Origin of the sequence: Pseudemcibacter aquimaris (genome assembly GCF_028869115.1) — a bacterium.
Taxonomy (GTDB): domain Bacteria; phylum Pseudomonadota; class Alphaproteobacteria; order Sphingomonadales; family Emcibacteraceae; genus Pseudemcibacter; species Pseudemcibacter aquimaris.
Map to the genome: position 1 here is coordinate 2,180,167 of NZ_CP079800.1, position 19,899 is coordinate 2,200,065.

At 43.3% G+C, this 19,899-nt stretch carries 15 protein-coding genes; 8 read left to right on the forward strand and 7 right to left on the reverse strand.

What is annotated here, in order from left to right:
• Window positions 1-86: 86 nt before the first annotated feature.
• On the forward strand, window positions 87-830 hold the full coding sequence (locus KW060_RS10280) for a c-type cytochrome (RefSeq protein WP_249034736.1): 744 nt from the start codon (window positions 87-89) through the stop codon (window positions 828-830).
• A gap of 80 nt (window positions 831-910) precedes the next feature.
• Here the strand turns inward: KW060_RS10280 and ilvC are convergent, their stop codons facing one another.
• The 4 genes from ilvC to miaA all read right to left on the reverse strand — a co-directional run bounded on the left by ilvC (window position 911) and on the right by miaA (window position 5,377).
• Window positions 911-1,930, reverse strand: a complete 1,020-nt coding sequence (ilvC, locus tag KW060_RS10285) for a ketol-acid reductoisomerase (RefSeq protein WP_249034737.1) — start codon at window positions 1,928-1,930, stop codon at window positions 911-913.
• 53 nt (window positions 1,931-1,983) lie between these two features.
• Window positions 1,984-2,499 (reverse strand): acetolactate synthase small subunit, encoded by a 516-nt coding sequence (ilvN, locus tag KW060_RS10290; RefSeq protein WP_249034738.1) that lies wholly within the window; start codon window positions 2,497-2,499, stop codon window positions 1,984-1,986.
• Between the two features lie 20 nt (window positions 2,500-2,519).
• Window positions 2,520-4,274 (reverse strand): acetolactate synthase 3 large subunit, encoded by a 1,755-nt coding sequence (locus KW060_RS10295; protein WP_249034739.1) that lies wholly within the window; start codon window positions 4,272-4,274, stop codon window positions 2,520-2,522.
• 218 nt (window positions 4,275-4,492) lie between these two features.
• Complete coding sequence (miaA, locus tag KW060_RS10300) at window positions 4,493-5,377, reverse strand: tRNA (adenosine(37)-N6)-dimethylallyltransferase MiaA (RefSeq protein WP_249034740.1); 885 nt, start codon at window positions 5,375-5,377, stop codon at window positions 4,493-4,495.
• Between the two features lie 78 nt (window positions 5,378-5,455).
• On the opposite strand from miaA, the gene serB reads away from it, so the two are divergent.
• The 7 genes from serB to KW060_RS10335 all read left to right on the forward strand — a co-directional run bounded on the left by serB (window position 5,456) and on the right by KW060_RS10335 (window position 13,052).
• A complete protein-coding gene (serB, locus tag KW060_RS10305; RefSeq protein WP_249034741.1) occupies window positions 5,456-6,316 on the forward strand; it encodes a phosphoserine phosphatase SerB in 861 nt (286 codons plus the stop codon).
• Between the two features lie 42 nt (window positions 6,317-6,358).
• Window positions 6,359-7,480: a PQQ-dependent sugar dehydrogenase gene (locus KW060_RS10310; protein ID WP_249034742.1), complete on the forward strand. Its 1,122-nt coding sequence runs from the start codon at window positions 6,359-6,361 to the stop codon at window positions 7,478-7,480.
• Between the two features lie 76 nt (window positions 7,481-7,556).
• Window positions 7,557-8,222, forward strand: coding sequence for a porin family protein (locus KW060_RS10315; protein ID WP_249034743.1), 666 nt, complete (start codon window positions 7,557-7,559; stop codon window positions 8,220-8,222).
• A 142-nt stretch (window positions 8,223-8,364) separates the two neighbouring features.
• On the forward strand, window positions 8,365-9,483 hold the full coding sequence (locus KW060_RS10320) for a pyridoxal phosphate-dependent aminotransferase (RefSeq protein WP_249034744.1): 1,119 nt from the start codon (window positions 8,365-8,367) through the stop codon (window positions 9,481-9,483).
• A 136-nt stretch (window positions 9,484-9,619) separates the two neighbouring features.
• On the forward strand, window positions 9,620-10,747 hold the full coding sequence (locus tag KW060_RS10325; protein WP_249034745.1) for a pyridoxal phosphate-dependent aminotransferase: 1,128 nt from the start codon (window positions 9,620-9,622) through the stop codon (window positions 10,745-10,747).
• A gap of 23 nt (window positions 10,748-10,770) precedes the next feature.
• A complete protein-coding gene (locus KW060_RS10330) occupies window positions 10,771-11,898 on the forward strand; it encodes a pyridoxal phosphate-dependent aminotransferase (RefSeq protein WP_249034746.1) in 1,128 nt (375 codons plus the stop codon).
• A gap of 29 nt (window positions 11,899-11,927) precedes the next feature.
• A complete protein-coding gene (locus KW060_RS10335) occupies window positions 11,928-13,052 on the forward strand; it encodes a pyridoxal phosphate-dependent aminotransferase (RefSeq protein ID WP_249034747.1) in 1,125 nt (374 codons plus the stop codon).
• A gap of 75 nt (window positions 13,053-13,127) precedes the next feature.
• On the opposite strand, the gene trxA is transcribed toward KW060_RS10335, so the two are convergent.
• The 3 genes from trxA to addB form a co-directional block, all read right to left on the reverse strand.
• Window positions 13,128-13,445, reverse strand: a complete 318-nt coding sequence (gene trxA, locus KW060_RS10340) for a thioredoxin (RefSeq protein WP_249034748.1) — start codon at window positions 13,443-13,445, stop codon at window positions 13,128-13,130.
• A 74-nt stretch (window positions 13,446-13,519) separates the two neighbouring features.
• Window positions 13,520-16,951 (reverse strand): double-strand break repair helicase AddA, encoded by a 3,432-nt coding sequence (gene addA / locus KW060_RS10345; RefSeq protein ID WP_249034749.1) that lies wholly within the window; start codon window positions 16,949-16,951, stop codon window positions 13,520-13,522.
• Window positions 16,951-19,896 carry a double-strand break repair protein AddB gene (gene addB, locus KW060_RS10350; protein WP_249034750.1) on the reverse strand — a complete coding sequence of 982 codons (2,946 nt, stop codon included), beginning with the start codon at window positions 19,894-19,896 and terminating at the stop codon, window positions 16,951-16,953. Before addB ends, addA begins: the two co-directional genes overlap by 1 nt.
• Window positions 19,897-19,899: the final 3 nt, after the last annotated feature.

A 19,899-nucleotide genomic window follows, 5' to 3' on the forward strand; every position in this document is an offset into this window, starting at 1 on the left:
GGCCGTCACAAAAACTTGAATGGACAAAATTTGACTTACTAGACGATTTGATTTTTAATTTATGGATCATATCAAGGGAGGTTTAAATGAAAAGAATACTATTCACGATAATTTTAACCGCATTATTCGCGCCGATTGCAAACGCGCAAAACCCGTTCGCAGAACCCAAAAATTTAAAAGTATTACCGGAAACGGTTAAGGGCGACCAGCTTCGGCAAATCATGCGACGCTTTTCCGCTGCCATTGGTGAAAACTGTTCATATTGCCATGACCGGGTGGAAACCGAGGACGGCGCGCATATGGTCTGGGATACCGATAACAATGACAAGAAACGTGTTACCCGCGAAATGATGAAACTAGTGGGGCATGTGCGCCAGGTTTCCGCAAACCTATATCCAGATAATCCGGAGCATAAACCAACCGCATTTGTCTGCACAACATGCCACCGTGGCCAAGCCAACCCGTTTTTAATTGAAGAAGTCATGAACAATGAAATTGCATCCGGCGGCACTGGTGCTGCGCAGGCCAAGTACCTGGAACTTAAGAAAGAATATTACGGCAGTCATACCTATGATTTCACCGGCTTTACACTCGCTGAATATGCAAACCGTCTTATCATCGGCGGCGAAAATGACAATGCCGTTGAAATGGCAAAATTCGGCACTGAACAATTCCCGAACGAACCATATGCCCATGAAATTCTGGGGAATGCCTATATGAAAACCGGCAATGCAGCTTCGGCGATTAAAGCATATGAAGCATCACTGGCGTTAGACCCCGATCAAGACGGAGTTAAACAAGCTATTGAAGCCGCAAAAGGTGCAATGTAAGCCTTAAAAAAATAAGTAACTAATAAAAAAGCCCCCTCGGTTTCCTGAGGAGGCTTTTGAAATTCGCTGAACTATAAATATTAGTTCTTTGACTTATCAACCTTTTGGTTTTCTTTAAGCCATGGCATCATTGCACGTAGGTTTGCACCCACTTCTTCGATTTGGTGTGCGGCGCCCTTGGCACGTGATGCTTTAAGTTTGATTTGACCAACTTTGTTATCAAGCATGAAGTCGTTTACGAAACGACCTTCTTGGATGTCAGCAAGGATACGTTTCATCTCAGCCTTTGTATCTTCGTTGATCACGCGTGGACCAGACATATAGTCACCATATTCCGCAGTGTTTGAAATTGAGTAACGCATATTCGCGATACCGCCTTCGTACATTAGGTCAACGATAAGCTTTAGTTCATGAAGACATTCGAAATATGCCATTTCCGGTGCGTAACCAGCTTCAACAAGAACTTCAAAACCACATTGTACAAGTGCAGAAGCACCACCACAAAGAACGGCTTGCTCACCAAATAGGTCAGTTTCACATTCTTCTTTAAATGTTGTTTCGATGATACCTGCGCGGCCACCGCCGTTTGCAGAACCATATGATAGACCGATGTCCATTGCGTTACCTGTTGCGTCCTGATGAACAGCGATAAGTGTTGGTACACCTGCGCCTTTAAGGTATTCTGAACGAACTGTGTGGCCTGGGCCTTTTGGTGCGATCATGAATACGTCAAGGTCGCTACGTGGCTCGATAAGTTTAAAGTGAACGTTAAGACCGTGCGCGAACATTAGGGCTGCGCCCTCTTTCATGTTTGGTGCAAGATCGTTTGCGTAAAGATCAGCTTGAAGCTCATCCGGCACAAGAACCATTACAACGTCGGCCCATGCGGCACCTTCTGCTGCTGTCATGCATTTGAAATCAGCTGCTTCTGCTTTTGCGCGTGTTGATGAACCTTCGCGAAGGGCAACAGCGATTTCAGTAACACCACTGTCACGCAGGTTTGCTGCGTGGGCATGGCCCTGACTTCCGTATCCAACGATAAGGACTTTCTTTGTTTTGATCAGATTAACATCTGCATCGTTATCGTAATAAACTCTCATTTAAATTCTCCGTAAATGTAAATTCTTTAATTAATCTTCTAAATCTTGGTGGTTTATAAAACTTTTTGACCACGATGCAGCGCCGCAACACCCGTGCGCACAACTTCATCCAGTCCCAGCTCGCTCATCAATTCGATGAAAGCTTTAATCTTTTCTGTCTTACCTGTCACTTCAAAAACGAAACTTTTTGACGTGCTATCCACGCGACGGGCGCGGAATGCTTCGGCGACACGAAGTGCTTCAACACGTTGCTCACGGTCACCGGATACTTTCACAAGCGCTAGTTCACGTTCCACATGCGGCCCGTCATCGGTTAAGTCCGCAACACGGTGGATCGGCACAAGGCGGTCAAGCTGTGCTTGTATCTGATCAATGATACGTGGCGTACCGATGGTTACAACGGTGATGCGGCTTTCGTTACCCTCAAGGTCAACCGGGGCCACAGTCAAATGTTCAATATTATATCCACGACCGGAAAAAAGACCGATCACACGCGCCAGCACACCCGCTTCGTTATCAACGATGATGGAAAGTGTATGGCGTTCTTTGTTTTGAGGTGTATCTATCATTTTTTATCTCGCACCGTTTATTAAACCAGCGCGGCCCCTCCTTCAAATTCTTGTAATTCTGCTTCGTCTGGCAGAAGCATTTCATTATGCGCTGCACCAGACGGGATCATTGGGAAACAGTTCGCCATTTTTTCAACACGACAATCAACGATTACCGGACCATCGGTTTCAATCATTTTCTTGATGGTGTCATCCACTTGATCCGGACGGTCACAGATAAGACCAGTTGCACCGTAACTTTCAGCAAGCTTTACGAAATCAGGAAGCGATGCCGTATAACTGTTTGAATAGCGACCGTCATGATTAAGGTCCTGCCACTGGCGTACCATACCCATATATTCATTATTCAGGATAAAGATTTTAACCGGCAAGCCATATTGCATCACGGTTGAAAGTTCCTGAATATTCATTTGAATGGACGCTTCACCGGCAACATCAATCACAAGTGCATTTGGATGGCCCATTTGAACCCCCATCGCCGCCGGGAAACCATATCCCATGGTGCCAAGGCCGCCTGACGTCATCCAACGGTTCGGCTCTTCAAAATGAAGATACTGTGCCGCCCACATTTGATGCTGGCCAACCTCTGTTGTAAAGTAAACGTCTTTGTCCTTGGTTAATGCCTGTAGTCGCTCGAGCGCATATTGCGGCATAATCACATCATCACGGTTCTTATAACCAAGGCAATTACGGGCGCGACGTCCGTCAATTTCTTTCCACCATGCTTTTAACGCATCCCCATCAAGTTTATGGCCTGCTTCGTCCCAAAGCTTGTTAAACACATCAAGAACCGCTGCAACATCACCAACCACCGGCACTTCAACCGGAATAATTTTATTGATGGATGAACGATCAATATCAATATGGATTTTCTTTGAATTCGGTGAAAAGGCATCAATGCGCCCAGTAACACGGTCATCAAAGCGTGCACCGATACAAACCATCACATCACAATCATGCATCGCGTGGTTTGCTTCGTATGTACCGTGCATTCCAACCATACCAAGCCATTGTTCATCGGACGCCGGATATGCACCAAGACCCATTAGCGTACTTGTAATCGGAACACCCGTTTTCTTAACCAGATCACGTAACAGATCAGACGCTGCAGGGCCAGAATTGATCACACCGCCACCGGTATAAAAAATTGGCTTTTTCGCAGTTGCAAGTAATTCAACCGCTTCTTTAATCGCGCTTTCATCACCATGAAACGCCGGACGGTAACTGCGGTGTTCAATCGGGCCAGCGTGAATATTTTCGCTCGTATGGATTTGAACATCTTTTGGTACGTCGATTACAACCGGGCCAGGACGCCCAGTTGTCGCCACATGAAATGCTTCATGCATAATGCGTGACGCATCATCGGTTTTACGAACCAGATAGTTATGTTTTGTACAATGTCTTGAAATGCCGACGGTGTCCGCTTCCTGGAACGCATCTGTACCGATTAGCTGTACTGGAACCTGTCCCGTCAAACAAACAACTGGAATACTATCCAGCATCGCATCCGCAAGGCCAGTAATCGCATTTGTCGCACCCGGGCCAGATGTCACAAGAACGCAGCCCGGCTTTCCGGTTGCACGTGCGTATCCTTCTGCTGCGTGGACGGCTGCTTGTTCATGACGGACAAGGACGTGAGTAATCTTCGAATGTTCATGAAGTTCATCATAAATTGGCAGCACGGCACCGCCGGGATAGCCAAAAATGACATCCACACCAAGATCCTCTAATGCTTTTACGATGATCTCTGCGCCAGTTAATGCTTTCGAAGACATAACGTCCACCTTTCCTTTTGTTCTTATTATTATGCATGTCTTAAATTAAATAACTGTAGGGTTATAAAGGCATACGGCCCGAATAGCAAACCCAAATAGTTGATAAAACACACACTATTTACCATTCAAAATTTCACGTAACTTAATGATATAAAATTATCAAGTCAACATTTTTTTTGAAATAAAATTACAAAAATGAAAATTTTTCTTTATGAAAGTTACAATTTGATGACGTTCCAGTCGGAAAATTGATTTCTGAACCAGGTCATTTGTCGTTTCGCAAACTGTCTGGTCGCGGTTTGTGCAAGGGTCACACATTCATCAAGGCTTATATTTCCTTTTAAATATTCAATAATTTGCGGCACGCCCAGTGACTTCATCACCGCTACATTTTCAGGATAATTCAATTCCATTAAAGCGCTGACCTCTTCTATCGCGCCGCCCTCACGGATCATGTAATCAAAACGGTCGTTACAGCGTTCATAAAGTACGGCGCGGTCACGTTCCAAAACGTTCTTTTTTATTTCCAGACCATCTTCATCCATAAGACCGCCAACAAGCGGTTCTTTCTGCCATTCAGCCAGACTTCTTTTTGTCGCTAATATCACTTCAAGGGCGCGACCAATACGTTGGCTATCACCCGGTGCCAACCTCCCTGCCATTTCAGGATCAAGGTTCGATAATTTTTCATGCGCTAATTCCGAGCCGCTTTGTTTAATCTCCTCGCGAATTTCCGCGCGGATTTCTTCATCAATTTCTGGAACTTTGGAAAGACCGTATACAAGCGCCTTTAAATATAATCCCGTACCGCCAACAATAATGGGAACCTTGCCACGTGACCAGACATCATCAATTACCCCTCTTGCCATTTCTCGCCAACGTTCGGCGGAACAAGCATCATCCCCTTTTAATACCCGGTATAAATGATGCGGTGTCATCGCCATTTCGTCTTCCGACGGGCATGCGGTCAGGATATCCAGTTCTTTATAGATCTGCATACTATCGCCATTGACGATTTCACCGTCACTTTCCGCCGCCCATTTCAGGGCGAGTGACGACTTTCCACTGGCTGTTGGCCCACCAAGCAGGATTATTTTCCGCATGCTTCACTTTCCGTTTCACTATTCAAACTTGATACTGTAAATATACCAAGCATAACAATAATTCTACAGGCTTAATCAATGACTAAGGTTCTGACGCTTATTTCCAACCCGGAAAACCCCACACTTAACGATGAAATTAAAGATCAAATTGCAGCCGCTGTTAACGCATCTAGCACAAAATGGCTGAATAAAAATATCGCTTTTGATATCTATTTCGATGGTGAAATTGATACATCAATCATAAAGGGCGATTTTGATTATGCCGTTCAGGATGTCGCGACACGCGGTAAAAAACTACTGCTCGCAGATATGGATAGCACCATTATTCAATGTGAATGTATTGATGAACTCGCGGATTTCTTAGGGATTAAAGATAAAGTTTCCGGCATAACAGAAGCGGCCATGCGTGGCGAAATTGATTTTAAGGGCGCATTACGTGAACGCGTCGCGCTTCTTAAAGGATTAAATGTTTCCGATCTTGAAACCGTATTTAACCAAAGGGTTAAATTAACACCCGGTGCAGAAACTCTTGTTAAAACCATGAATGCGAATGGCGCGAATACGGTTCTTGTGTCCGGTGGTTTTACTTATTTCACTGGACGCGTATCAGAAATCACAGGTTTTAAAGCTAATCGTGCGAATATCCTGCTTCATGAAGACGGCAAGTTAACAGGCGAAGTTGGTGAACCAATCGTTGATTCAGATACAAAAATCAACACATTACGGGAATTTCAATCAGCGGATAGCCTTGAAACTCACGAAATTATCGCTGTTGGCGATGGTGCCAATGATATTCCGATGTTAAATGGCGCAGGACTTGGTGTTGGATATCACCCATTCCCCGCTGCGGGTGAAGCCGCCGATGTTGCAATTGAACATGCCGACTTAACAGCCCTACTTTACTTACAAGGCTATTCAATAGACGATTTTGTAGATTAGTTGCGATATGCTACACTGCAAAATCAGGGAGAAATAAAAAAAATGAAAAAAACAATCAGTATCTTATCCGCAGCATTTATTGGCGCTCTTTTTGCGAATACTTCAAACGCACAAGCACCTGAACTTGATAAGCTAGTGATGCCGGATGGCTTTGCGGCGGAAGTATACGCACGCATCCCTAATGCGCGTCAAATGGCACTTGGCGAAGACGGAACCGTATATGTCGGCACCCTTGGTGATGCACGCGGTCGCATTTTTGCAATTACAGATAGTAACGGCGATTATAAAGCAGACGATGTAACTGTCATTGATCAAGGTTTGAAATCACCTTCTGGATTAACTTATAAAAATGGTGATCTTTATGTTGGCGCTATTAGCACCATTTATAAATATACAGACATCGCAAATTCATTAAGTGACCCTAAAGCAGAAATCGTCACTGATAAGTTACCAACTGATACACATCATGGCTGGAAATTTATCGACTTTGGACCTGATAACTTACTTTACATTCCTGTTGGCGCACCATGTAATATCTGTGATCCCGATGACATTTATGCCGCAATCCATACAATGGATATAAATGATCCAAACAATAGCCTAACAAAAATCGCGGGTGGAGTTCGCAATACTGTTGGCTTTGACTGGGATCCAAAAACGGGGGAACTTTGGTTCACTGATAACGGCGGTGACGGCCTTGGTGATGAAATGCCTGCCGATGAATTAAATAAAATTTCTAAAAATGGTGAACATTTCGGCTACCCGTACATTCATCAGGGTGACTTTAATGACCCAGAATTTGGCAATGGGAAAAATGCAGCTGATTATACACCTCCCGCGCAAAAATTAGCCCCACATGCTGGTGCGGTTGGCATGGCTTTTTATAAAGGGGATATGTTCCCGGGAAGTTATAAAAATAATATCATCGTCGCAGAACACGGTTCATGGAACCGCACTGAAGAAGCGGGCCATACAGGACACCGATTAACCCTTGTCACTGTTGAAAATGGTAAGGCAGTGAAATATGAACCATTCATCACAGGCTTCCTTCAAAATAACGAAGCATGGGGCCGCCCATCCGATATACTTGAATTAAATGACGGCAGTCTATTGGTCGCAGATGATCATGCGGGCGTTGTTTACAGAGTAACTTATAGTAAATAAACAGTATTTTAATAATTGCGTATTAATAGTATCAAACACCCTTTTAATATCAGGGGGGAAAACAAAGGATATAAAAATGAAAAAGACATTAACAAAAATTGCACTATTTGCTGCACTGCTGTTACCTGTACAAGCAGCATTTTCACAAGGCAGCCCACATGACGGTTTATATATTGGTGCGGACGCAACCTACGACTTAACACGTTTTGATTCCTATCGCGTGGAAAGCCTTACGGACATGACACCAACAGACAACAAATTAATTTATGATGACGAAGGTCTCGCGGCTGGTTTGTTCATCGGTTACAGATTATCCGAACGTCAATTCACACTTGCTGTTGAAGGTCGCTATGGCTACAGTTTCATCAACAACGAGTTATCAGTTGCTGAAACATATGAAAATACAAACGAATTTGGTATTTCAGTTCTTCCTGGAATTTGGGTGAATGATAACATGATCCTATTCACACGATTTGGCGCTTCGCAGCAAACTGTAACCAGAACATTTGAAGGGGTATTAAACCAAAATTCAGATACAGGCTTTCATTTTGGTGCGGGCGTAGAAATTATCCTTCCAAATAATCTCGCTATTAGAGGGGAATATAACCGCGCAACGTTCCAACATGAGATGTCACAAGTGTTTGTTGATAACACAGTTGACCCTGCTGTCACTACTCAGGTTGATTTCCAAAATAAATTCAGACGTGACCGCTTTCAAGTTTCTATGATTGCTCGCTTCTAACAAGAACCACTCATATTTTTTTAAAGGCCGGGTCATCCCGGCCTTTTTTATTTTAAATTACTTCACATACTTTTGACTTGCCTTGCGTATTATAATCATTGCATAAAATGACGTAGTAACACAAAATATAAGGAAATATCATATGACGACTGAATTAACCCGCCGCGATTGGCTTGTTGGGGGCGCGACTGTTGCCGGATCAATGCTCGTATCAAAAATGGCATCAGCACAAACTGTTCCAGCACCGATTTTAAAACCAACACGTGAAAACCCGATCCGCGCCGGATTTAATGAAAATGTATATGGTCCGTCATTAAGAGCAAAGAAAGTAATGGATAAGGCAGCTGAAACAGCGCATCTTTATAATTTCTTTGCACAGCGCGATTTAAATAAGATTATTTCTGACATGGAAGGCATTCCCGGTTCACACAGCGCAATAGGAAATGGATCAACCCCATTTCTTGAACGTTCCGCAATGGCATGCGCCATTAAACAAGGAAAAGTACTTGCCCCTGAACCCACATACCAAAGTGTAGTTGGTACAGCAAAAATGCTTGGTGTTGATGTCGTATCCGTACCTGTTGGTGACGATATGCATATTAACCTGGACGCCATGCGCGCTGCCATGACAGATGATATCAAACTGATTTATCTGTGTAATCCAAACAACCCGATCCCAAGCATTATTGAAAAGAATGCGCTGAAGGACTTCTGTCTTGAAATGTCAAAACGCGCCCTCATAGTTGTTGATGAAGCATACTATGAATATGTGAATAACCCCGATTTCCAATCCATGAAAGATCTGGTGGTTGACAATAAGAACATCATTATTTGTCGCACAGCATCAAAAATTCACGGGTTTGCCGGTGTACGTATCGGTTTTGCCTTTGCCCATCCTGAAACGATGCGCTTGATTACTGGTCCGTTTAATATTTCACTGGCAAATGTTGCTGTTGCTGGTGCAGTGGAAAGTTATCAGGATCTTGAGTACCAAAACTTCATTAAACAGAAAAACCGTGAAAGCATGGATATTCTGGAGAAAATGTTCGAGGATCTAAATCTGGAATATGTAAAATCAAACACTAACTTTGCATTCTTTAATGCCGGAAGACCATCATCAGAGGTCGCAACGGAAATGAGAAAGCACGGTATTCTTACCGGACGCCCGTTCCCACCATTTACAAACTGGGTTCGTTTAAGCACCGTCAAACCTGAAGAAATGCAAATTGTTGCTGATAAGTACCGTGAATTATTCGGTTAATCCGTAAAACAACAATAAATTTAAAGGCACCTTATTCAAGGTGCCTTTTTTTATGGCAAATCATTACTTGGATTTCCACCGATAATATGATTATATACGTTATATTGTTTCACAAAGCATATTTAGGGATACATCGATGACTACTAAAATGACACGCCGTGATTGGTTAACCGGCTCTGCAACTGCGGCTGCGGCAACTTTGGCCCTTTCAGGAACAAAAGCAACCGCACAAACATTTATGCAACCAAATGTCAATCCGACAGCAGAAAATCCAATCCGCGCGCATTTTAATGAAAACCCATATGGGCAATCAAAAATGGCCATTAAAGCGATGAAGGATGCGTTTGATAAATCGCACCTTTATACGTTCCGCGAAGTTTTCGATCTTATGGGCCTGATGGCAGAACTTGAAGATATTCCGTTTGAATATGTAACCCTTGGTGCAGGATCAACAGAAATACTGGAAAAGGCAGCTGTACTTAATCATGTTAGTGGTGGTGCGGTTATGTCCCCTACCCCAACATATGGCGATATTGCAAGATTTTCCAAAACACTCGGCACTAAACTGATCGAAGTACCAGTTGGTGATGACTTGGCAATTAATCTGGAAGCTATGCGAGCTGCCATGACGGATGAAGTGAAGCTCATTTATCTTTGTAATCCGAACAATCCAATTCCGACCATCATTGAAAAAAATGCATTAAAAGAATTCATCACTGAAATGTCTAATCGTGGTGTAACTGTCCTGGTTGATGAAGCATATCATGAATATGTTGATAATCCGGATTATGAAAGTATGGTCAGCATGGTTCGTGAAAATAAAAATGTGATTGTTACAAGAACCGCTTCAAAAATCCATGCCTTTGCTGGCGTGCGTATTGGTATTTGTTATTCGCACCCTGATTTTGTTCAAAAATCATATGGCCTGTTTTCCAATACATTAAATTACACAGCCATCAGAGGCGCCATGGCGAGTTACCGGGACACTGAATATCAAGCATTCCTGAAACAGAAAAACAAAGAATGCCTGGAAATATGTTATGAAATGTTTGAAGAACTTGGCCTAGAATATGTGAAATCAAACGCCAACTTCACGTTTTTCAATGCTGGACGCCCTGCACTTGAAGTCGCAGAAACCATGAAAAAACATCACATTCTTACGGGCCGTGAGTTTAAACTATATAGCAACTGGGTTAGACTAAGCATGACGAAACCGGAAGAAATGAAATATTTTGTCGAAAAGTATAAGCAAGAATACGCTTAATATAGTTTAAAGGGGATAAGACAATGACAAATAATTTAACAAGACGTGACTGGCTGGTTGGTACATCCGCCGTCGCAGGCAGCATGATGATCGCAAACGCAGCGTCAGCGCAGGACATGGCCAGCATGACAAACATGGGAATGCCGATCAGTAAAGACAACCCGATCCGTATGACCAACAATGAAAACCCATATGGTATTAATCCAAAAGCGATGGATGTAATCATTAAGGCATATAAACGCGCCCATATTTATAATTTCCGCGCGAGACGTGAATTGACCAAAGTAATTGCAGACATGGAAAACATTCCTGAAGAATGCATTGCTGTTGGTGCGGGATCAAGTGAATATCTTGTTGCCGCGGGCACATTATGCGCTGTATCCGGTGGTGATATGGTCATTCCGGAAATAACATTCGGATCAATCACCAGAAGCGCATCGGCATTAGGTTCAAAAATCATTCAAGCACCAATGAACGAGGACTTGTCCATCAGCCTAGATTCCTTGCGCAAGGCAATGACCAAAAACACAAAATGTGTTTATATTTGTAATCCAAATAACCCGGTTCCAAGTATCGTTGAAAAAACGGCACTTGAACAATTCTGTCTTGAGGTTTCAAAACAAGCAATGGTCGTTGTTGACGAGGCATATTATGAATATGTTCGTGATGACAGCTATTCAACAATGGCGCACCTAATTAAAGATAACCCAAATATTATCGTTCTTAGAACCGCTTCAAAAATTCATGCATTCGCAAATGTCCGTATTGGATTTGCCTTTGCGCATCCGGATACAATGAAAAAATTAATGGCGTTTCGTTCTGGCACATCGTCTTACCCAGCCATTATGGGTGCCGTTGCCAGCTATAAAGATCTTGATTACCAGAAATTTGTCATCGACAAAAATTATGAATCGCTTGAAATTCTTTATAAAATGTTTGAAGAACTGAATATGCCGTATGTGAAGGCACACGCCAATTTCGTTTTTGCCAATGCAGGACGTGATGCATCAGAAGTCAGAGAAAAATTACTTGAATCTGGTGTATTAATTGGACGACAATACGCGCATTCACCAAATTGGATCCGTATCAGCACCGCCAAGCCGGAAGAAACACAATATATGGTCGACGTTTATAAACGCGACTTTGGATAAATAAAATTTAAGACTAAGGGACAAAATATATGAGAGAATTAACAAGACGCGATTGGTTAAAAGGTACATCATCACTTGCAGCAGCCAGTCTGGTATACGCAACAACTGCGCAAGCACAAAGCGTTACCGTAAAGGGATACACCCCAACCAGAGAAAACCCAATCCGTATGAGCGCGAATGAAAACCCATTTGGTATTTCACGTTCAGCAAAAAATGCAATGTCGGAATCTTGGGGCGTATCACATTTATATGCTCGTTCAGGACAAAATGAATTAAGACAGCTATATGCGGATATGAACGGCGTTAATCCTAATAATGTTCTACTTGCTAGTGGTTCAAAAGAAATTCTAAAAGTTATGGCCCTGATCACTAAGATCGAAGGTGGTAGAGTGCTTTCAGCAAATCCGACCTTCCATGATCTTGTACGTTATGCTGATTGGGTTGATACAGATATCACCTGGGTTGATGTTCATAACGAAGATATGTCAATTGACCTAGACGCAATGCGTAAGGCATACACAGATGATGTAAAGATCATTTATCTATGTAATCCAAATAACCCAATTCCTACCATTATTGAAAAACAAGCATTGCGTGAATTCGTTCTTGAAATGTCACAGAAATGCTACGTCTTCGTGGATGAAGCATATCATGAATTTGTAACGGATTCTAACTATGGCTCAATGGCAGAGGTTGCAGCAACAACGGACAATGTGATCGTTTCACGTACTGCATCAAAAATTCACGGCTTTGCCGGCGTACGTATAGGTTTTGCTATTGCGAAACCGGAACTGCTTAGAAAGATCAGCCGCCGTGTAACTGGTACAATCGCCACCCCATCAGTAATGGGTGCCATTGCGAGTTACAAGGATAAAGAGTTTATGGATTTTGTCGTTCGCAAAAATAAAGAAGGCCTAGAAGAGGTTTACAAAGTATTTGATAAACACAATGTTCGCCATTTCAAATCAAACGCAAACTTCACATTCTTTGAAACCGGCCTTGATTTCAAAGAAACAAAAGAGCGTTTCTTAAAGCACGGTATTGACGTTGGCCGTCCGTTCCCGCCTTTCACAACATGGGCGCGTGTCAGCATTCAAAAACCGGAAGACATGAAATATTTCGCCGAAGTTTATGAAAAAGAATTTGTGGGATAAATTGAGAACCACCTAGACAATAAAAAAGGGCGCCTATAAAAGGCGCCCTTAATTTTTTAAACATAATGAAAACGATTATTTGTTTTCGTTAACCCATGCTTCGAAATCGCTTTTCGTTGTATTGCCAACTTTCATCGCTGCAACTTCGCCGTTTTTGAACATAAGCATTGTCGGAATACCACGCACACCATATTTAGTAGGTGCTTCAGGGTTTTCATCGATGTTCACTTTGGCAAATGAAACTTCAGCAACGTTTTCTGAAACTTCTTCAAAAACAGGGCCAAACTGTTTACATGGGCCGCACCATTCCGCCCAAAAATCAACGATTACCGGTTTATCAGAATTTAAAACTTCTGCTTCAAAATCTGCGTCTGTTACTGCTTTAATGCTCATTTCTTGTCCTTAAATAAAAAATCAATATGTAGTGAACTTAAGAATTACCCCTGATTCCGTCAAGAGGCATCATGTTAAAAATTGATTTTGTTTAATATTTCTTCTGGTATCTCCATCAATGAACCGATATCGGTCCAAAGAAGAAAACTTCTGATCCTTTTATCCGGATAAATATCAGTAAGAACGGCGCGATATGCGGCCATCTGTTTTTGATAAATAGATGGAATTTTTTCGGGTGAACTTGGTGGAGGGCGATTGGTTTTATAATCAATCACCAATATTTCGTCATCTGTAACCGCAAGCCTGTCGACCTGACCACTTAACGTATAACTCCCAACCTGCCCCACAATGGGCACTTCTGCGCGGCTATTCGGGCCAAAAACTTCTAATAATTCATTATCATTCAATATGCCCATCACTTCCGATGAAATTTGCCCTATGTCATCTTGTGATAATTCAAGTGCGCTTTGTGATAAATATTTAAAGGTGGCCTCATCCCGTTCCCCTATTTCCACATCCGGCAATATTTCCAGCAATTTATGAATCACACGACCACGGTGATATTTACGTTTGTCTTTCGCCATTTCTTCGGCAAGCTTTAACGGGCTTCTTGATATTTCCTCTTCTTCTGTCTCTGGTCTGGATGGGGAAAGCGGTCTTGATGGTGTCGGCTCGCTCATAGGCGGCAGTTTCGCCCATATGGGAAGCGCTTCAGTAACAATGCTTTCTTTCTTTTCTTCGGGTGCTGGAACAACAACCTTTGTTCCTTGATTAAAGGTAAGAATATTTTCGCCATTTCTGTCTAATTTTTCAGAACCACCCATCGAGGACACAGCATCACGGATCAGGTCATACCAATTGCCATCCTGTCGCCCTTTTTTATCTTCCCATCCTGTGACATATAATTGATCCTCAGCGCGGGTCATTGCCACATATAAAAGACGTTTATTCTCATCTTCTATGTCGCGTTTTCGTGCTTCATAGGCCACCTTCGCCGGGCCAACGCGTGTCTCTTCATTACGAACATATAAAAGTTGTTCTGATAGCCCCTCTTTTGTCCAGAAAAGGTTATCCCTTAAGCCAGCAGACTGACATGTATCGGGTAAGAACACAATTGGTGCCTGAAGCCCTTTTGCCCCGTGTACGGTCATGATACGGACCATATCACCGCCCTGCTCCATATCACGTTTAATTTTGATATCCCCTTTGGTGAACCAATTAATGAACCCTTGCATAGATGAAATATTATTCTGTTCATATTTCATGGCTTGGTTTAAAAATTCATCAACCGGGTCATTAATCTGTTCCCCAAGGCGAGCAATTAATTTCTCTCGTCCTCCTTTAGCAGATAAAAGATAATTGAAAAATTCAAACGGCGGATAAAAATCAGCATAATCCGTCAGTGCGGTTAGAAAATTTGCCGCGTCAGAAAAAACTTCCCTCTCATTACGCCTTTTTAATAACGCCTGCCATAAACTTTCTTGTTTCCCACGTGGGTTCGCAAGATCAAAAAGATCATCTTCACTAAATCCAATAAACGGGCTTTTTAACACCACCGCGAGCGTCAGATCATCACTTGGTAAAAGCGTAAAATTCGCCACCGCCATCAAATCCATCACAGGAAGCTGTTCTGTCAATACCATTTGATCCAGACCGGCAACATTTACATCCAATTCTTTCAAGGCACTGATCATGTAATGAACAAATTCTTTTCGCTTTTGCACAAGAATGAGCACATCACCCGCGGTGATCGGTCGCCCTTTGGATGGCAGTATTTCTTTGGCATCGATCCAGCTTTTGATCTGTTTAGCGATTTTTTCTGCAACAATTCTTTTTGGGTCTTCTGATGGCTTTTGGATAACGGGTGGTGACCAGCCCTCTTCTTCCGCCTCTTCCGGTGGTTCTACCGTTTCCCAGACCTCAATCAACCCCGGTTCATTTTCACGGTGGGTATCATGTTTTATTTCATTATGACTGAATGATACGGAAAAGCGTTTTTCTTCGCCGTCAAATACCTGATCCACAGCGCCAAGCACGGTTGACGTTGAACGGAACGACAGGTTCATTGGAACCTCGTCAAATTTTAACCCCGCATCATTTGCCTGTTTCACAAAATATCTTTTGTTTTCATCGAACTTTTTCGGCTCTGCTTTCTGGAAAGAATAAATGGATTGTTTGATATCCCCCACCGCGAAAATGGTACGTGGATTTTCGAATAGGTCCTCTTCTTCACGGTTGCCGGCGCCGGTAAAGAATTCCTGTGTAATCTTGCGAATGATATTCCACTGAATTGGGTTTGTATCCTGCGCCTCATCAATCAGAATATGGTCAATACCTTCGTCAAGTTTATAAAGTATCCAGCTTGCGTCAATTTTATGCACGAGCAGGCTTACCTTGCCTATCAGGTCATCAAAATCCACCACATTATGGCTTTTCTTACGGCTGTTATATTTACCAATCAGCTCAAAACCAATCCGTAATATATTCCTCGTATTTTCATAGAGTGAATATGCGCGAAGACGTTCGACCGTGAACTTCACCCGCTCGGCTTCCTTAAATAAACAGTCCACACTGTCCGGAAAATCTTCCATGACTTTCTTGGTGGTAAGCTTCGCGCGGATTTCATCCTTCGCAGTTAAAAAGGCAAGCTTATAATCATTGAAATTTCGGACGCGATCATCAGGTTTATTAACCCAGGACAATATTATTTCACCGCGCCCTTTATCGGTTTTTGTCCCTGCCATCAAATCATCGGCGGCTTGTTTTAATCCGCTTACGTCAATGTCACAGGCCGCCGCCAAAATGCTCTCTCGTGTGTCACCCTTTTCAAAACCAATCAGTTCTTTTAATGACTTATCGATTTCAGAAAATGACCTTGCGTTTCTTTCAAATAACTTTTCAAGCCCGCCGCGTTCATTGGACAGGTTCCGCATCAAATCGGAAAATGTTCCTTCCGCCAGCATTCCGGAAATTTGTTCTAATGCTTTGCTTAATTCATCGCGTTCACCGTCCGCAATTTCAATCAGTAACTCATCCTGTGATAACCGTAATTGTTCATGAATGGTAATATCATCCAAAAGTTCGAAATTGGGCGATATATCGGCCTCAATCGGGAAACGGCCCAGTAATGACTGACAAAATGAATGGATCGTTTGAATTTTTAAACCGCCCGGAACATCCAAAACTTTCGCGAATAATTTCCGTGCAAGCAACATCAGTTCGCTGCTAGGCTTTTCCCCAAGTACATTTTCAAGTTCCGCGAAAAGCGCCGCATCATCCATCGTGATCCAACCGGAAAGACGTTTATTGACACGGATCGCCATTTCCGCCGCCGCGGTGTTGGTATAAGTCAGGCACAAAATCTTATTAGGATTACTGCCCGACAGCATTAACCGAAGTACACGATTTGAAAGAACGAATGTTTTACCCGTCCCCGCCGATGCCCCCACCCATACGGATGATTTCGGGTTTGATGCGCGTAATTGTTCGCTTGTTTGTTTAACCATTAACCATCCCCCCACTCTTTGGCGCGGGCAAGGTGATCAAATTCACCATATCCCCGTTGCATTGGGTTTGGGTTGGAAAGATATGGCGTTTCCGGTAAATCAAATGTGGTAACCAGCTTAATTAAACCATCATATGATTTTTGCACCTCTTCCATCACGTCGACTTTTCGTGACGCGTTAAAGGAACTTATTTTGCCGGGCGTTTCCCCGCCGGATAATTGCCAATAAGAAAGATCGCTTATCTGGTAATCAGGAATTAAATCAAACCCGCCTTGTGCAGCGATCACCCCTTCTAATGGCAGTTGCGGTGTATACCCTGCCTTTAATGACCGTAACGTGGGTGGGGAACCCGTTTTATAATCAATGATGCTTAATGTATCGTCCGCCATTAAATCAATACGGTCGGCTTTGGCAGTTAAGGTAAACATGCCACCGAATGGTTTTAAATCAATTCTACCATTTGTTTCTGTGGCAAGTGTTTTGATATTTTCACGGCGCAACCGTTCCGTTTCAATGAACCATTTCGCGATCTGTTTAAACCTTGGCCACCAGAATGTCCGCACCGTTGGTTTATCGATTTTTTCCTTGAAATATTTATGACCGATATCGATCAATATTTCTTCCGCATCATCCGGCAGATAATCTTTATGACGCGACATAAATTCATCAAGAATATCATGGATCATGACCCCCTTATCAATGGCACCCGGGTCCTGATCCAATTCATCCAATTTTTTAAGGTTCAATATTTTACTGGCGTAAATGCTATAAGGGTCCTGCATCCATTGTTGAATGCGTGTAACCGATAAGTTCCGCGGTCTTTTATCCACGGGCGGTTTTGGCGCGGGTGGATCAATTTTAATTTCCTTATCCGGTGCATCAATATCTTTATACCAACCAAGCCATTTTGCGCTTTCCGCCTCATGATGGTGATCACCAATGATTGCATGCAGTCTGTTTAACCATCTGGATTTCACAGTCGGGGTGCCGTCCTGTTTTTCTGCACGGGTGATTACCACATTACCTGCTGATGCTGTTTGCACAAAATCATGGGCGCTTAAGCCAATTTTCTGTTCCAATCCCGGAAGACCGAAATCACGACGCATCGGGCGGCTCATCCACGGGTCATCGCCTGCTTCCGGTGGCCATACCCCTTCGTTAAGACCGGACAGGATCATCAAATCCGCATGCTGTAACCTTGCCTCAAGTGGCCCCCAAATATTAAGACGGGGATGTTGCCCGTATTTGGAACGTACGGTAACCGATTTCATAAATTGATCAAACAGTGCCGCATATTGGTCGGCCTTGAAATACCTCATATAAGGTGCTGCTTGCTGTAAATCCTCGATTAATTTTGCGGCTGCCTCACCATCATCGCCTTTCCAAATGCGATTTTCACCAGATACCTCATCTGTTGCCGCCAGCTTTTCTGCCATTTCAATATGGGCGATCAACATATCCGCAAATGTCACATTCGGATCGGCAAGCATGGCATCAAAAGGCTCAATGATATCCTTTAACCCTTGCCACCAATCATATAATGCATCATCCGATCCGCTTTCATGATCCATGACTTTTTCAATGCCGTAGAGCCCCGCTGGCGGTCTTGGGCCGCGCAGGTATTTTCTTTCAAAAAGCCTGACATTCGCCCGGAAGTCAGCAATATTATGCCCTCCCGCAGTTAACGGGTGCTTTAGCATGCTCATAAGTGAAACGGGGCTAAAGTTTTCAGCGATCATTTCGGCCGAAAGTCGTAAATACACACCCACTGCCTTATTAAAAAGCGGTGTACCGGCACTATCATCAATTTCGACGCCCCAACGGTTCAATTCCCCTGCTACCTGCCTTGCAAGCATCCTGTCCGGGGTTACAAGCGCAGCCGTTTTTCCCGGTATTTCTAATTGCTCACGCATCATAAGGGCAATGACACCTGCCTCTTCCCGACTGCCCGGTGTCACAATTTGGGTGATATCATCATGTTTTTGTGCTTCCAGATCGCGCCATAGATGGGTTGTTTCTGCGGGGCGCATAATTTCCCTGAAAAATGTTGTTTTTTGATGATCTATTGATGGATCACTGCCATCCCAATTGTTAATTTCAACACGGTCAACGCCGATTTCATCAAGTAAGTGTTTCATGGTGGATTGTGGATGGGTTTCTTCGATTTTTTCCCATGTATCATCATCCATGTTCTGATCGACCCCCGGAAGCACCACCATACCATTCGGAAGACGGGAAATCACCGAAAGCAAATGCGCCGTCGATTTGATAGATCCCGTTGAACCCGCAGCAATAATCGGAAACTGCGGCGGATTATTAATCCATTTTTCGGCAAGCCCACGTAATAACCGGTTACGCCTGTCCGCCGCATCCATATATCCCGTTGTAGCCAAGATATCCGGCCACATTTCCGTGACAATTTTTAAAAATTCCAGCGTCTGTTGCCAGTGGATGGCATATTCGTCAGGAACAATATCTTCCATACTGGCGAAATCAATTTCTTCTGTTTGAACCTGATCAAGCAGTGATCCTAACGCCTCCGCCAAAACAGCACAGGTCGCGTTTTCCGGAATATCTTTCTTTTCTGCCTTATGCCAATCATGAATGATATTCATCAAAATCATCTGGCGGATGGATGCGGGTACAGCAGGTTTTAAATCAAGGTCGTCATATAACGTGCCGCCAGCCATAATAAGCCCGTCTTCATCCACATCGCCAATTGGCTGCATATTGGGAAGGATTGTTGGCTTGCCATCATTTAATCTTAAAAAAGCGTCGCGTAATGACCTGACCGCGCGACGGTTCGGCAATAATATCAATACTTCGCTTAAGGTGATCGGATTATCGCCAAAACGTTCATAAATCCCATTTGCAAGCACATCCACAAACGAGAGCGATGCACGAATGTTATATATTTCAGGATTTTTCTGAAGCCGTCTTGGCATATA

Excerpts from the sequence above, each read along its gene's own strand:
- KW060_RS10280 (WP_249034736.1), top strand. The coding sequence starts at position 87 with ATGAAAAGAATACTATTCACGATAATTTTAACCGCATTATTCGCGCCG.
- ilvC (WP_249034737.1), bottom strand. The coding sequence starts at position 1,930 with ATGAGAGTTTATTACGATAACGATGCAGATGTTAATCTGATCAAAACA.
- ilvN (WP_249034738.1), bottom strand. The coding sequence starts at position 2,499 with ATGATAGATACACCTCAAAACAAAGAACGCCATACACTTTCCATCATC.
- KW060_RS10295 (WP_249034739.1), bottom strand. The coding sequence starts at position 4,274 with ATGTCTTCGAAAGCATTAACTGGCGCAGAGATCATCGTAAAAGCATTA.
- miaA (WP_249034740.1), bottom strand. The coding sequence starts at position 5,377 with ATGCGGAAAATAATCCTGCTTGGTGGGCCAACAGCCAGTGGAAAGTCG.
- serB (WP_249034741.1), top strand. The coding sequence starts at position 5,456 with ATGACTAAGGTTCTGACGCTTATTTCCAACCCGGAAAACCCCACACTT.
- KW060_RS10310 (WP_249034742.1), top strand. The coding sequence starts at position 6,359 with ATGAAAAAAACAATCAGTATCTTATCCGCAGCATTTATTGGCGCTCTT.
- KW060_RS10315 (WP_249034743.1), top strand. The coding sequence starts at position 7,557 with ATGAAAAAGACATTAACAAAAATTGCACTATTTGCTGCACTGCTGTTA.
- KW060_RS10320 (WP_249034744.1), top strand. The coding sequence starts at position 8,365 with ATGACGACTGAATTAACCCGCCGCGATTGGCTTGTTGGGGGCGCGACT.
- KW060_RS10325 (WP_249034745.1), top strand. The coding sequence starts at position 9,620 with ATGACTACTAAAATGACACGCCGTGATTGGTTAACCGGCTCTGCAACT.
- KW060_RS10330 (WP_249034746.1), top strand. The coding sequence starts at position 10,771 with ATGACAAATAATTTAACAAGACGTGACTGGCTGGTTGGTACATCCGCC.
- KW060_RS10335 (WP_249034747.1), top strand. The coding sequence starts at position 11,928 with ATGAGAGAATTAACAAGACGCGATTGGTTAAAAGGTACATCATCACTT.
- trxA (WP_249034748.1), bottom strand. The coding sequence starts at position 13,445 with ATGAGCATTAAAGCAGTAACAGACGCAGATTTTGAAGCAGAAGTTTTA.
- addA (WP_249034749.1), bottom strand. The coding sequence starts at position 16,951 with ATGGTTAAACAAACAAGCGAACAATTACGCGCATCAAACCCGAAATCA.
- addB (WP_249034750.1), bottom strand. The coding sequence starts at position 19,896 with ATGCCAAGACGGCTTCAGAAAAATCCTGAAATATATAACATTCGTGCA.